This is a genomic window from Slackia exigua ATCC 700122 (assembly GCF_000162875.1).
Taxonomy (GTDB): domain Bacteria; phylum Actinomycetota; class Coriobacteriia; order Coriobacteriales; family Eggerthellaceae; genus Slackia; species Slackia exigua.
In genome coordinates, this window is the sequence record NZ_GG700630.1 from 967,061 (window position 1) to 980,716 (window position 13,656).

General features: G+C 61.0%; 12 protein-coding genes. 3 read left to right on the plus strand and 9 right to left on the minus strand.

The genetic code is table 11. The features are described 5' to 3' along the window. The first annotated feature begins 127 nt into the window (after window positions 1-127). Window positions 128-736 carry a MogA/MoaB family molybdenum cofactor biosynthesis protein gene (locus tag HMPREF0762_RS04230; RefSeq protein WP_084779348.1) on the plus strand — a complete coding sequence of 203 codons (609 nt, stop codon included), beginning with the start codon at window positions 128-130 and terminating at the stop codon, window positions 734-736. Next, a complete protein-coding gene (pdxR, locus tag HMPREF0762_RS04235; RefSeq protein ID WP_006362228.1) occupies window positions 720-2,153 on the plus strand; it encodes a MocR-like pyridoxine biosynthesis transcription factor PdxR in 1,434 nt (477 codons plus the stop codon). The genes HMPREF0762_RS04230 and pdxR overlap by 17 nt, the downstream gene beginning before the upstream one ends. Here the strand turns inward: pdxR and HMPREF0762_RS04240 are convergent. From HMPREF0762_RS04240 to modA, 9 genes are all read right to left on the minus strand, one after another. Continuing rightward, window positions 2,150-2,854, minus strand: coding sequence for a TorD/DmsD family molecular chaperone (locus HMPREF0762_RS04240; protein WP_006362229.1), 705 nt, complete (start codon window positions 2,852-2,854; stop codon window positions 2,150-2,152). The two genes, pdxR and HMPREF0762_RS04240, sit on opposite strands and share 4 nt — an antisense overlap. A gap of 82 nt (window positions 2,855-2,936) precedes the next feature. Next, the gene (gene nrfD / locus HMPREF0762_RS04245; protein ID WP_006362230.1) at window positions 2,937-4,169 is read right to left on the minus strand and encodes an NrfD/PsrC family molybdoenzyme membrane anchor subunit; all 1,233 of its coding nucleotides are present in this window, start codon (window positions 4,167-4,169) and stop codon (window positions 2,937-2,939) included. Between the two features lie 12 nt (window positions 4,170-4,181). Continuing rightward, on the minus strand, window positions 4,182-4,799 hold the full coding sequence (locus tag HMPREF0762_RS04250; RefSeq protein WP_006362231.1) for a 4Fe-4S dicluster domain-containing protein: 618 nt from the start codon (window positions 4,797-4,799) through the stop codon (window positions 4,182-4,184). A 14-nt stretch (window positions 4,800-4,813) separates the two neighbouring features. After that, entirely contained in the window at window positions 4,814-7,198 is a 2,385-nt protein-coding gene (locus tag HMPREF0762_RS04255; protein ID WP_006362232.1) for a molybdopterin-dependent oxidoreductase, read from the minus strand. A gap of 355 nt (window positions 7,199-7,553) precedes the next feature. Then, window positions 7,554-8,054 (minus strand): cyclic pyranopterin monophosphate synthase MoaC, encoded by a 501-nt coding sequence (gene moaC, locus HMPREF0762_RS04260; RefSeq protein WP_040619265.1) that lies wholly within the window; start codon window positions 8,052-8,054, stop codon window positions 7,554-7,556. Window positions 8,055-8,285: 231 nt separating this feature from the next. After that, window positions 8,286-9,287, minus strand: coding sequence for a GTP 3',8-cyclase MoaA (gene moaA, locus HMPREF0762_RS04265; RefSeq protein WP_006362235.1), 1,002 nt, complete (start codon window positions 9,285-9,287; stop codon window positions 8,286-8,288). 22 nt (window positions 9,288-9,309) lie between these two features. Further along, window positions 9,310-10,413, minus strand: coding sequence for a sulfate/molybdate ABC transporter ATP-binding protein (locus HMPREF0762_RS04270; RefSeq protein WP_006362236.1), 1,104 nt, complete (start codon window positions 10,411-10,413; stop codon window positions 9,310-9,312). Continuing rightward, window positions 10,403-11,929 (minus strand): molybdate ABC transporter permease subunit, encoded by a 1,527-nt coding sequence (modB, locus tag HMPREF0762_RS04275; RefSeq protein WP_040619013.1) that lies wholly within the window; start codon window positions 11,927-11,929, stop codon window positions 10,403-10,405. Before modB ends, HMPREF0762_RS04270 begins: the two co-directional genes overlap by 11 nt. Before the next feature lie 187 nt (window positions 11,930-12,116). Continuing rightward, the gene (modA, locus tag HMPREF0762_RS04280; protein WP_009077168.1) at window positions 12,117-13,034 is read right to left on the minus strand and encodes a molybdate ABC transporter substrate-binding protein; all 918 of its coding nucleotides are present in this window, start codon (window positions 13,032-13,034) and stop codon (window positions 12,117-12,119) included. 280 nt (window positions 13,035-13,314) lie between these two features. On the opposite strand from modA, the gene HMPREF0762_RS09380 reads away from it, so the two are divergent. Next, window positions 13,315-13,656: a winged helix-turn-helix domain-containing protein gene (locus HMPREF0762_RS09380; protein WP_039993319.1), complete on the plus strand. Its 342-nt coding sequence runs from the start codon at window positions 13,315-13,317 to the stop codon at window positions 13,654-13,656.

The following is a 13,656-nucleotide window of genomic DNA, read 5'->3' on the forward strand; positions in this document are numbered from 1 at the left end:
TACGCAGAACCGCCGGGCCCCCTGATTCCGCACCGCGAAGCCTCGCCGGTCGAGACGAAGGTCGCCCGAACCCGCTCCGCCCTTGAGACCGGCCTGCCCTTCCGAACCCGACTTGAAAGGAACTCCCTTGACCGAACGATCCGCCGCAACCGGACTAGGCCGCGAAAGCCGCCCTGTCCACGACCATCGCCATCACGAAGAACCGAACCCCGTATTCGCGATTCTGACCTGCTCGGACACGCGCTCCAAAAAGGAAGACAGCGCCGGTGCGGCGCTCGAGGAGCTCATAGCCGAACGCGGATGGACCTGCGTCGAGCGCGTCGTCGTCGTTGACGACCGTGCGGCCATCTCCGCCCAGATCGCGCGACTCGCCGATATGGATGGAATCGACATCGTTTTGACCTGCGGAGGAAGCGGCCTCTCGCCGCGCGACGTAACCCCCGAGGCCACGCTCGACGTCTGCGACCGCACGGTTCCCGGCATCGCCGAAGGCATGCGCGCTTGCAGCATGGCCGTCACGCCGCGCGCGATGCTCTCGCGCGCCGTCTGCGCCCAGCGCGGCTCGACGCTCGTCATCAACCTCCCCGGCAGCGAGAAGGCCGCGCGCGAGAATTGGGACGCCGTCGCCTCCGTGCTTCCCCATGCCGTCTCGATGATGGCGGGCGGAAAGCATCCTGAGAACGAAGCCGTCGCTTTACCGCCGCGCTATACTGCCGAACATGGATATTTCAATTGACCGCAGCGGCAAGACGCCTGCGTATCGGCAGGTCTACTTGCAGATACGCAAAGACATAGAATCCGGCTCCCTCAAGGCGGGCGACAAGCTCCCCAAGATACGAGACCTCGCACATGATCTGGGCATAGCGCGCAACACAGTCGAGGCAGCCTATAAGCAGCTATCGATCGAGGGGTATGCGTTCGGCAAACGTGGCACGGGCTACATAGTCGAGGAGCTGAACCTTTCGATTCTCGACGCATGCAGGGCATCCGAAAACGCCGACGACGACCCCCGCTCGTCCCGCGATGCGAGGCCGCGCCGCGAGCCGCTGGGCAACTCCTTTGGCTGCACCTACGTTTTCTCCTATGGAAACCGCACATCGGACAAGCTGCCCATATCCACGCTCAAAACCTTGATCGACCGAACGCTCTCGCAGGAAGATCTCACCGAAGCCGCTTCCTACATCGATCCCTACGGGCTACCCGATCTGCGCCGACAGTTTTCATCCCACCTGCATAAGACGCGAGACATCGTCTGCTCCTACGAACAGGTGATCCTTCAGCCCGGCACCCAGGCGGCGCTTCACAAGATCGTTTCCGTATTCAGGCACGACAAACGCCCGATCGCCTTGGAAAACCCCGGCTACAATGCAGCGCGGAAGGTTTTCGAGGAGCGCGCGGAAGCCATCACGCCAATCCCCGTAAGCAAGGGGCAGGATGCGTTCATCGACGCGCTTCGCGCAAGCAACGCCAAGCTTGTATTCCTTACGCCTTCAAAGCAATTCCCCCTTGGTTTCATCATGCCGCTCTCGACGCGTCTGAAAGTCATCGAGTGGGCGAGAGAAACCGATGCCTATATCATCGAAGACGATTACTGCTACGAGTTTCGCTACAACTCGCAGCCCGTTCCAAGCCTTCGTTCGCTCGACCCTGATCACGTGATCTATCTTGGAACTATGTCGAAGGTGTTCACGCCGGCGATTCGCATCTCTTTCATAGTGCTGCCGAAGAAGCTCCAGCGACACTGGGACGCAAGCAGCCGTTTCGATTTCTGCTCCCTTCCTTGGCTCAGCCAGAAGACGCTCGCCCTGTTCATGGCATCAGACGCCTGGAGGCGCTATGTCCGCACGACGGTGGCCATGTACAAGAAGCGCCATGATCTTCTCGTCAAATCCATCGAGAGAGAAATGGGGGACAAGGTCACCGTCATGGGCGTCGATGCAGGATTGCATCTCTTGCTCGGCGACAACGAGGGACGCGACCAGAACGAGCTCATAAACCTCGCACGCGAAAACGATGTCCGCGTATACGGCACAAGCGGCTTTTGGGCCGAGGAAAGCCATCCGATGAGGAACTTCGTCCTTATAGGCTATTCCGGCATACAAGACGAGCTCATACCCGCAGGGATCAGCAAGCTTGCACATGCATGGTATTAGGCGGCGATCGACGCGCTATGGTCCTGAAGGGCGCCGTCGACATACTCGAGCAGCGCTGAATAATACCCGTCGGGACGCTCCGCATCGACGTTCTTGCGAAGATTGCCGATCCAAGCCTGCGGGTGCGCCTGTATGAACCAGACGACTTTGCCTGCCACCTCTTTTGCCGCTTCGGACCCCGGTTGATCCGCCCCTGCAAGACGCGATGCCGCTTTCTCGCACAGCGCCGCAAGATACAGCAGCTCAACGCCCATATGGTCTTCGTACTGGTTGCTCCGTCCTGAAAGCTCGAGGCCTTCCTCGGAAAGCAGCCGCTGCATGGCGACGGTGGCGCGGCCATACCCGACCTTACCGCCGTTCAAGGGATCGTTGCCCGTTTCCCAAGGGTTAGCCGCCGGGCTAGGCGGCCCGATGAATAGGCGAACGTATTCGACCGAGGCAGCGAGCTCGCCCGGAACGCTTGCATCGACATCGCCCGCATGCAGTGCGGCCTTGGCGGCATATGCCTCCAGGCGTGCAAGCCCATCGATGCCGTCGGCAGTTTCCGGCCGAGGCATCGTCGCCCAGAAACCAGGATCGAGCCCTTGAAGATTATGAGAGCGATTCATAGGTGTAAGCAGCTCGTTTCCCGCAAACCCGTACACCATGCCGTAGGCATGCCAAGATGCGGGATCGAGCACGTCGAGCACTTCAATAGACATGAGCGGTCACCTTTCTGCCGAACCATATAGGCAGGGAGCCGCTGAACGCGCATCATCGGCTCCCCTCCCGCCTTGCACGCGGCTACGCTTCGGCAGCGACTTCCCCATCAAGCGATGCGGCTGCGGCAGGATGCGCCTCGCGCCACTTCGGAACCAGAACATGCGTCAGAACGATGAAGAGGAATCCACCGAACGACACAACGGCCAATGCAACGAAAATCTCGGGAATGGTCGGCATATAGGTGCTGGCCGTAGCCCAGATGGCGTCTCCCGCAGATTGGCGCGCGCTCAGGGAGCCGCTGGAAATGCCCGGCCCGTAGGCGATGTTGGGATGGATGAAGCTCGTGAAGAGCAGCCAGATGCGCTTGCAGAGAACGCTGAGTACGACGAGCGCCGACGCACAGCCGACGATCCTCATGTTCGCGCGACGCTTTCTGGATGCAAGCATGACGAACGCGACGAGCAGGCAGACGACCTCGATCCAAAACGCCGGAGCGGTTGCGCCCGCAAGCATTTCATGAAGGGTCATAAGGACATGCTCCTCTTGCGGGAATGCGGACGAGAGCAGCTCGCACCCAACGAAATACGCATCGAGGGCGATGGTCGTCGCCAGGAGCACGGCAAGCTTGGAAACGATGCGTCGAGGGGTCTTGAAGATGCCGTTCTTCTTGAGGGCGAACAGACCGAGGAGAAGCAGCGCCAGACCGGAGTCCATGGCCGACACGACGAAGAGCGGAGCCATGATGGAACTGTACCAATCGCGGCCGATCTGCAGACCAAGAATCCAAGCGGTCACCGAATGCACGAGGAAGGCGACAGGCAGCGCGACGCAGCTTGCGATCCATTGCTTGCGACGGGCATCAGGCTTCTTCGAAACCAGGAACGCCAGCTCGATGACGTTCATCGCGATATAGAGCGAAATCACGCTCATGTCCCACACCAGCGGCGACATGAAGTTCGGCCCGGTGAACATGCGCCATATACGGTATGCCCCGCCAAGATCGACCAGAACAAGCGCGCCTGCTGCAAGGATGCAGGAAATCGAAGTCACGACAGCCGGCAACGCAACCTTCTCGTAATCCTCGACATGAAAGACGCTGCCCGCGGCGGCAACGATCAGGCCGCCGGCGGAAAGGCCGACGAACAGCAGGAACAGGCAGATGTAAAGTCCCCACGAGGTACCGTTGCTCATGCCCGTGATTCCGAGGCCGTATACCTGCTGGGCAATCCAGCAGCCGAAGCCGATGACCATCAGAACGACGAGGGCGCAGAGGATGGCCTTGACGCCCTTGCTCGTTTCCTTGAACGATCTCATCTCTGCTCCTCCCTATTCCCAGTACTTTACCTGCGGACGCGTACCCTTGCCTTCGAGCAGGACGGTCACGTCCTGCTTCGCGACGATCTTGGAAATCTCGGAATCGGGATCGTCCAGATCACCGTAAACGCGCGCGCTGGCGGGACAGCACACGACGCACATCGGCTCTTCGCCGTCGTCGCAGCGCTCCTTGCACAGCGAGCATTTCTCCATGACGCCCTTGAGGCGTACCGGGACCTTGCTGTAGCCCGTTTGAAAATCGGGATCATGATCGGGCTCGGACCAATTGAAGACTCGTGCGTTATACGGGCAGGCCGCCATGCAGAAGCGGCAGCCGATGCACTTGTCGTAGTCGATCTCCACGCGACCCTTCTCGTCCTTGTAGGTAGCGCCCGTAGGACATACTTTCTGACATGCGGGGTTCTCGCAGTGCTGGCATGCAAGCGGCACCCACTTGCGCGTCACGTTGGGATACGCTCCCTGGACGCCGTCGAGCACGTCGGATCCCTCGGTCAAAACGCGGTTCCACAGCATGCCCATCGGCACGTTGTTGGACATCTTGCACGCGTTGGCGCAGGTTTGGCAGCCAACGCAGCGGGACAGGTTTATCGCCATTCCCAGTTTGGTCATGATGCTGCCTCCTTCTATGCCTTCTCCACCTGGATCAGCGTGTCGTTGAACGGTGTGACGGGCGCCGCGTTGAGCCAGATCGAACGTTCATTGCGGCTATCGTTGGTGACGTTTTGCACGGGGCCGGAGCCAGATGCCATGAACTTGGGCCACTGGCCTTCCATGGTGCGCACCGTGCCGGGACGGATCGCATTGTTGATGCGAACCTTGCACTTGAATTCACCGCGATCGTTGAAGCCGCGCACGATATCGTCGTTGGCAAGCCCGCGCGCCTTCGCGTCTTCTTCGTTCATCTCGAGCGTGGTCATGTAGAACTGCTGAATCCACGCGGCATCGACGAACTGCTCATGGACGAAGAACTTGGAGCGGGTCTGGGAGAGCTGCAGCGGATACTTCTCCATAAGAGGATTGCCTTCGTAGGCTTCGTTCGGATCCTCATAGAGAGGAAGCGTCTGCCCGTCATCGACCATCCAGTCGTAGAAGACCTCGACGCGACCGGTCTGGGAAGGAAGGCCGTCCTCGATCCTGTCGAACGAGAACTCTTTGGGCACATTGAGCCTCATCAGCCCATTGTTGGCGATGAGCGCGTCGACCGTGATGCCCGCAAGCGCCTCGTCGTCGGAATCGAGCATGGCCTCGACGAGCTCGCGACGGGTCTTAGGCAGGTACTGATCGCAACCTAACGCTTTAGCCAGGCCGAGCTCGATCTCATAGTCGGGCTTGGATTCGAAGAGCGGGTCGATGACCTTCTGCTGGAGCTCGACGTAGTCGCGAGCATTCCTGACAGAGCCGATCTCCTCGTTGAGCTCGAACTTCGAACAGGCGGGCAAGACGATGTCGGCCCAGTCGACGGACATGTTGTGATAGATATCGACGACCATGACGAAGTCGAGGGATTTGAGCCACTCCTCGGTCTTCTTGGTATTGGCGTAATGCATGAGGAAGGCATCCCCCAATGCGACGCAGGCATGCACGCCGGCTTCGTCGTCGCGACGCTCGTAATTCCCTTCGACGCCCTCGGAAATACCCCAATCCTCGGGGGTCTCCCACGTGCCGTATTCGCAGCCATACGTACGTATCCACTGGCTGAAGCCGCCGGCGCCGGAGCCGCGGTGGGTACCGAAGATTCCGCACAGCGCCGAGAGAACCGCGGCGCAGTGGCCAAGCACATCGGCGTTGTACCACTTATCGCCGCCGCCCCAGCCCATGGAGAGCACGGCCGGCTGATTGTTGGCGAACTCGTCGGTCATCTGCGTTATGCGGTCGGCATCGAGATGGGTCTTCTCGGCCGCCCACTCGAGCGGATAGTTCCGAGCGTTCTTCTTAAGCTGCGAAAATACGGTGATGTACTGCTCGTTTTCGAACTCCAGTTGCGGAGTTGCGGATGCGTCATGGTCTTTGACGCCGCCATCCCAGACCTTGAACTTGTTCGTGAGGCCCGACCCTTCCTCAGGAGCGCCCTTGCTCTGCCGATCGCGCTCGAGCATTCCCGTTTTCTTGTCGATCAAAAACGGGAAGCTCGTGTATTTGAGGCAGTAGTTTTCGTTGTACCATTTGTTGTCGAGCACGAGCGTGATCATGCCGAGAAGCAGCGCCGAGTCCGTGCCGGGCTGGATGGGCATCCATTCATCGCACTTGGTGGCCGTCGAGGTGTGATTGGGATCGACGCACCACATCTTCGCGCCGGCTTCCTTGGCATCCATGAACCACCGGTTGTAGACCAGGTTGGTCTCGATGATGTTGGTGCCTAGATGGATGATGGTCTTTGATTTATCCCAGTCGCCGACGCTGTTAGTGGAAAGCATCTCTTGGTTATCGTAGCGGCCCAGCGCCGGATCGAAACCATTGCCGATGCCGACGTCGACGCCCTCGATATCCTCATCCTGGATCTGGCCTTTCAAAAAATCGGCGATGAAGGTGAAGCCTGTGCGCGGCTCGAGGCAGGTATCGAACAGAAGCGCCTGATTGCCGTACTTCTCCTGCACGGCCTTGATCTGCGTGGCGCACTCTTCAAAAGCCTCGTCCCAGCTGATGGAAACGAATTCTCCCGAGCCACGCTCGCCGATGCGCTTGAGCGGCGTCTGGATGCGGGTATCTCCATAGATATGCTGGACTTCGGAAATGCCCTTCAGACATACCGTGTTGAAGCGCTTCTCGCCCGGCCAGTCGTTTGGCTCGACCTGCACCAAGCGGCCATCGCGCACCGTGCATTTGAGCGAGCAGTTTCCACCGCAGTGCCACTGGTGGAACGTGTATGCGGTTTTTTCCTGCGCCGAACCGGCGTAGGCTGCGTCGGTTGACTTGAGCCAAGTGGCGTACGATGCAGCGCCTCCTGCCCCTGCAGCGATGGCCGTGGCGGCACCTGCCGTCCCCAGGAAACCACGACGTGTGAGACTCATGACTATCCCCCTTTAACGTCTTTCGCCTCATATTAATCCCTACATCTCTTATATATTTTGATAGCAGAGTTAGGGATTAATAATCTTAAGCCATAGTTTGATAACGTTTTCAGACAATATCAATGGGGATTGTTAAGTGATTCAAGAAAATATGGGGATAGCGAAAGCCGACAGCTAAGACTGCGCGAAGGCGGCATGCCCTCGGCTCTGAAAAGCCGCCGATGTGACAGCGCCTGCAATGCGCGCGGTTCTGCATGGGCCGGACGTGCCGCCAGCACGTCCGCGCGAGCTCAAGATCGTTCGAGCACGCATATGTCCTGCCGCATCGCCGACATGTGCGCAACAAACCCCAAGCTTAGCCCCTCAGCCACAGACCCGTCTTGCCGCCGTCCTTCTTGAGCAGACGGACATCCATGATCTCCATGCCGCGGTCGACGGCCTTGCACATGTCGTAGACCGTCAGGCATGCGACGCTCGCCGCGGTGAGCGCTTCCATCTCGATGCCGGTCTTGCCCGTGACGCCGCAGGTCGTCGTCACATGGATGCCGACGCGTCCGTCCTCGCGCTCGCCCGGACCCACCGGAAGGCATTCGACCTTGGCTTTCGTGATCATGAGCGGATGGCACATCGGGATGAGCTCGCTCGTCTTCTTCGCAGCCATCACGCCCGCGACGCGCGCGCATGCAAGCACATCGCCCTTCGCCGCCGAGCCGCTCGTGATCATCTCCAACGTTTCCGCGTGCATGGCGATGAACCCCTCGGCAACCGCGACGCGCTTCGTGTCGTCCTTCTCCGATACGTCGACCATGCGCACATCGCCCTTCTCGTCGATATGCGTAAGCTTCTGATCGGCCATCATGACTCCTATCCTTCAGCTGCTGCGTTCGAAAGCCTCGTATCGAACGTCTTCAGAGGCAATGCGGGTTTCCTATCATACCGCGTGCGCCGGTCGGCGATGGCGCATGCAGCGCGCGCAGTTCCGCACGAGCCGAACGTGCCGGCGGCACGTTCGTGCGAGCCCAGGACTGTTTGAGCACGCGCATGCCCCATCGCCGACCGGCCCGGGGATGCGTCGCATCGCATATCGCTATCCGCCGATCTGCGACATCGTGCGTTCGGTGCCGACGCGGTCGTGATGATCGTCGGGCTTCATGCCCAGCGCGTTCAGGAACACGCGCCGGATGTCGTCGTCGGTCCCTTCGCGCACGGCCGCGCGCATATCGAACTCCACGTCGCTGAACAGGCAGGGACGGATCTTGCCGTCGGCCGTCATGCGCAGGCGGTTGCACGTGCTGCAGAAATGCTTCGACAGCGGCGAGATGACGCCCACGGTGCCGAGCGCGCCCGGAAACTCATAGTAACGCGCCGGGCCCCAGCCCGTAGGCGCATGGGCGCAGGCCGCAACCAGCTCTTCCACGCCTTCCTCGCGCGCGCGGGCGTTGATGAGCCCGATGACCTCCTCGCTCGGAACCACGTCATCCCGGCCCCAGCCCGTGCCGTCCGACCCGGCGCTTTCCCCCACCGGCATGTATTCGATGAAGCGCATGTGCAGCGGGCGATCGAAGGACATCCGCGCGAAGCCGTACAGATCCTGATCCAGGCTGCGCACGACGACCGAATTGATCTTCACCGGATCGAGCCCTGCCGCAAGGGCCGCGTCGATCCCCTCGAGCACGTCTTCCACGTTGCCGCGCCTCGTGATCGTGCGGAATTGCACCGGGTCGAGCGTATCGAGCGAGATGTTCACGCGGGAAAGGCCCGCGCGCGCGAGATCGTCCGCCATGAGCGGCAGCAACGCGCCGTTCGTCGTGAGCGCGATGCTTTCGATGCCTTCGGTCTTCTTCATGGCCGCGATCAGGTCGACGACGCCCTTGCGAACCAAAGGCTCGCCGCCTGTCAAACGGACATGGGATATGCCCATGCCGGCCGCGACGCTTACGATGCGCTCGATTTCCTCGAGCCTCAAGATGGCGTCATGCCCCAGCGAGCACACGCCTTCTTCGGGCATGCAGTAGATGCACCGGAAATTGCATCGATCCGTCAGCGATATCCGCAGGTAATCGATGACTCTGCCATGAGAGTCGACCATATGCGCCCCCAACCCGCCGCCATCATCGCGTGACGACGTATACGAACTCTTCAGGTATTTCTATCAGCAGCTCGTCGCCCTTGCAAGGCACATCGGCCTCGCATGTCGCCAATTTGTCTACCTTCCACTGGAGATGGGTCTGGGCGAACCGCTCGCTCTCGTCCGCCGCACCTGATGAGATCGGTGCGCCGTCCAGGAACGAGACCATGACCGTACGTTCGAAACGCGAATCGCTCGCACGGTCCACGCGTACGCGGAAGACATTGCGCCCCTCGTGCCGCGCGCGTCGGATGCGGAATGCGCGGACACCGAAAAATCGCACGTCATCAGGTACGTTCTGCGCGCAGCGGACCGTCACGCCGAACGAGGGGAGGAACACTTCGTGATCGCCTGCCTTTTGCGCCTCGGTCGTGTTCTTGCACCCCGAAAGGCGAATGGTCGCAAGGGTCTGCGGGTCGCTCACGATATCGCGCTTCGGAGCGATTTCGCGAATATGCCCTTCCTCTACCACCGCGATGCGGTCGCAGAAGCGGAACGCCTCGTCGATATCGTGGCTCACGTACAGGATGCTTCCCTCGAAAGATTCGAAGAGAGCAAGAAGATCCTGCTCGAGCTCGCTTTTCAGATGCGCGTCGAGCGCGGAGAACGGCTCGTCGAGCATCAGGATGCCCGGCTGCGCGGCGATCATGCGCGCGAGGGCCACACGCTGCTGCTGGCCGCCCGACAGGCGGTAAGGAAAACGCTTCTCGAGCCCCTCGAGCGAAAACCGCCTGATCTGCCGCGCAACTGCGGCGGCGCGGTCGGCTTCGCCCGCGTCGCGGCCGATGCCCGCCGCGATGTTGTCGGCCACCGTCAAGTGCGGGAACAGCTGGAAGCTCTGGAAGAGCAGCGCCGTCTTGCGCTTCTGCGGCGACAGGTCGATCCCTGCCGCGGAATCGAAGTAGGTCGTGCCGTTCACTTCGATGATGCCCTCGTCAGGCTCCTCGACGCCGGCGATGCAGCGCAGCGTCATGGACTTGCCGCAGCCGCTCGCGCCGAGGAATCCGAGCGTCTCCGACTCGACCTCGAAAGCGACCTCGAGGTCGAACGAAGCGAGCTTCTTGCGGATATCGATCCTAAGACTCACGTCCCGCCCCTTTCCGACGGTACGTCTGCGTATGCGACGAATAGACATTGATGAAGAGGATAACCAGGAACGATATCAGGATCACGACGATGACCCAGAAAATCGCGACGTCGTTTCTGCCCGCCATCCAGTCGTAGTAGATCGCGATCGGGATGGTCTGCGTGATGCCGACGTAGTTGCCGGCGAAGAAGAGCGTCGCGCCGAACTCGCCCATCGCGCGCGCGAATGCGAGCACGGTTCCTGCCGCAATGGAGGGCCAGGCCAAAGGAAGCATAAGGCGCAGGAAGATCTTCCCCTCGCCCCATCCGAGCGTTCGGGCCGCGTCCAGCATGTCGCCGTCCAGGTTCTCGAACGCGCCGCGCGCGGTGCGATACATCAGGGGGAAACCGACGACGATGCACGCGATGACGGCGGCCGGCCAGGTGAAGACCAGATCGATGCCGTGCGCGATGAACCAGCGGCCCACTGCGGTCGACGTGCCGAAGAAGAGCATGAGCAGAAAGCCGCAGACCGTCGGCGGAAGCACCATGGGAATCGTGAACACCGTGTCGAAGATGCCCTTGAAACGGTCGGATACGCGCAGCGTCGCCCATGCGGCGAGCAGGCCTAGGAAGAAGATCACGATGACGGCCACGCCGGTCGTCTTAAGGGAAACCCAGAGCGGCGACCAGTCCAGATCGGCAAGGAATTGCTTGAGCGCGGCGAAGCCTTCGGCCTTCTGGGTCACGGCCACGTCGTTCGCATCGGTCAGGAACCCCGATTCCGCATACACGGCACCGGCGCTGCCATCCTGGGACCCCTCGAGGGTGCACGTCGCGTAGAAGCGCCCCTCCTCGCCTTCCACGGCGAAGCGATACGTGTAGTCGCCTGCGGACACGGACTCGCTCGACGTGAAGTAGAAGCGTCGGTCCGCACCGGCGAGCGTGGGACCGCCTTTCGATGCCGCGTCGTCGAGCGCACGCAGCGTGACGAGGAATTCTTCCTGGAATACCGGATCGTTCACGTCGATGCCTAGATCGGATGCGACGTTTGCGGGAATGTAGACGATCGCGGACGTATCGGTCACGATGACGGAGAACGCGTCGGAACCGGCCATCGCATAGCGATACCCGAGGTAACGCCCATCGATATCGCGGTTCGTCCCCTTGTTCTGCCGCGAGAACGACGCTATGCCTTCGCGTGCGACGCTCATCACCGCTGCATCGGCCTCGGCGGAAACCGTGACCTGGCTGTCCCGTTCGAGGTTGGCCGCCGACGGACTCAGAAGGGCGCCCGACGCATCGCGCGGGGCGGCGGCGTCCGATGCCGGCGCCGCGCTCGCGTCCTCGTCCGCATAGGCATGCGTCGGCACGCAGAGAAAGCCTGCCGCGAGGACCGACGCAAGCACGATCAGGATGGAGACGAAAAGGGGCGTGAGGATGCGCGGCCGCCCTACGCCGCATACGGCGTCGCGGCATGGCGAGGCCGCCGGGCATCGCTTCGGCCCGGCTTCGATCCCTCTCCGCATGCGCGTCATAGTACCCCCTTGAGAATAATCGGCCTTCATCTTAACGGACATAAGGCCTTCCCTGCTTGAAAAGAACGATTCGACCCATATTCCGGAAGGCAGGCTGCGCGCGATATGCTCCCGCGCATGAAAAGAGCCCCGCTCCGCGAAGGAGGCAGGGCTCGATCGAATCGGCATGCGCCGGCCGCAGGGCAGCCTACGCGGCCGCCAGCTCGAAGCCGTACTTCTGGAAGACGGCCTGAGCGTCCGGATCGGTCATGCAGAAGTTCAGGAAATCCTGCGCGACCTGCGCGTTGGCAGAGTCTGACGTCACAGCTCCCGGATAGACGATGGCCTTGTGCATATCGGCCGGAACGGTGTAGATGGCTTTGATCCCGTCATAACGGTAGATATCGGAGGAGTACACGAAACCGAGCTGCACGTTGCCCGAGCTCACGTATTCAGCCACGTCGCCGACCTTCTGCGCACCGGCGTTCACCTTGTCGGCGACCGATGCGTCCCACTCGTAGGACACCGTGCCGTCATCCGCCTGAGAAGACGTTGCCAGGCCGGCGGAGACGAGGGACTGCAGCGCGTACTTGCCGGCCGGAACCGCATTGGGCTCGCCGATGGCGAAGGAATCAACGGCATCGGTTCCGAGGTCCGCCAAATCGGCGACCTTGAGGTCGCTGTTCGTGGCGGCGGCGAGGACCAGATCGTTATTGAACATGTTCAGGCGCGTGGACGCGTCGATGGAGCCGTTCTTGTCCGCCTTGTCCATGGAGCTCGTCGATGCTGCGATGAAGATATCGGCATGGGCCTGCGTCTGCCCGTCGGTGCCGGCGAGCTTGCTCACGAGCGTGCCCGAAGCTTCGAACTGAGTATCCGCGAAGGAAACCTCAGGATGCGCCTTGGTATAGAGCTCCTGAACTTCCGGCAGGGCCTTCTGCAGAGAATTGGCTGCGAAGACATGCAGCTCGACGGGATCGGCCTTCGCAGCCATGTCCGCCGCCGAACCCTCGTCTGACGAGGACATCTGATCGCCATCGTTCGATGATGAACACCCGACAAGCACGAACGATGCGATGAGCGCGCCTGCGAACGCTCCTGCGAGCAACGCCTTCCATTTCTTCATGGCATACCCCTTTGCTTCCCTTCTTGCATGGAACGGCCATATCGGCCGCGTGACGGTAATAATATTCTCATGCATGCATATTATCAATCAAGAATATTCTTCTGGCTTCACAGGCGGACATACGGACGTGCCCGCGTCCCGTATTCCAGACAGCCGTGCGGTCGCGCTCTCGTCCGACACGGCCGACGCCGCATGCTCTATACTTATCCATTATTGGAGAATACCGGTTCAGCGTCCGCGCGACGACCTGATGCGCACGGTCGCAAAGGAGGGCCTTTCCATGAACGAACTTTCGAATCTCAAGCCGGTCATCAGGCTCAGCATCGGCACCGAAGCCGAACCGCTGGCATTCGGCCAGGGCGTCGCCGCCCTCTGTCGCGGCGTCAGGGAATCCGGCTCGCTCAATAAAGCCGCCAAATCGATGGGCATGGCATACAGCAAGGCGTGGCGCATCATGAAATCAGCCGAAACGAACCTCGGCTTCGACCTGCTTTTCCGTGCCGGAGCCCATGGCTCGACGCTCACGCGCGAAGGCGAGAACCTCCTCGCGGCCTATGACGGCCTGCTCGAGCAGACCCGAGATTTCGCACGGAAGGCCCTGGAAGAAACCGTTCGGGACTAG

What these genes read in the sequence shown, in the direction of transcription:
- HMPREF0762_RS04250 (WP_006362231.1), bottom strand. Translation starts at nt 4,799, where the DNA reads ATGACCAAACTGGGAATGGCGATAAACCTGTCCCGCTGCGTTGGCTGC.
- moaC (WP_040619265.1), bottom strand. Translation starts at nt 8,054, where the DNA reads ATGGCCGATCAGAAGCTTACGCATATCGACGAGAAGGGCGATGTGCGC.
- nrfD (WP_006362230.1), bottom strand. Translation starts at nt 4,169, where the DNA reads ATGAGATCGTTCAAGGAAACGAGCAAGGGCGTCAAGGCCATCCTCTGC.
- HMPREF0762_RS04240 (WP_006362229.1), bottom strand. Translation starts at nt 2,854, where the DNA reads ATGTCTATTGAAGTGCTCGACGTGCTCGATCCCGCATCTTGGCATGCC.
- modB (WP_040619013.1), bottom strand. Translation starts at nt 11,929, where the DNA reads ATGACGCGCATGCGGAGAGGGATCGAAGCCGGGCCGAAGCGATGCCCG.
- pdxR (WP_006362228.1), top strand. Translation starts at nt 720, where the DNA reads ATGGATATTTCAATTGACCGCAGCGGCAAGACGCCTGCGTATCGGCAG.
- HMPREF0762_RS09380 (WP_039993319.1), top strand. Translation starts at nt 13,315, where the DNA reads ATGAACGAACTTTCGAATCTCAAGCCGGTCATCAGGCTCAGCATCGGC.
- modA (WP_009077168.1), bottom strand. Translation starts at nt 13,034, where the DNA reads ATGAAGAAATGGAAGGCGTTGCTCGCAGGAGCGTTCGCAGGCGCGCTC.
- moaA (WP_006362235.1), bottom strand. Translation starts at nt 9,287, where the DNA reads ATGGTCGACTCTCATGGCAGAGTCATCGATTACCTGCGGATATCGCTG.
- HMPREF0762_RS04255 (WP_006362232.1), bottom strand. Translation starts at nt 7,198, where the DNA reads ATGAGTCTCACACGTCGTGGTTTCCTGGGGACGGCAGGTGCCGCCACG.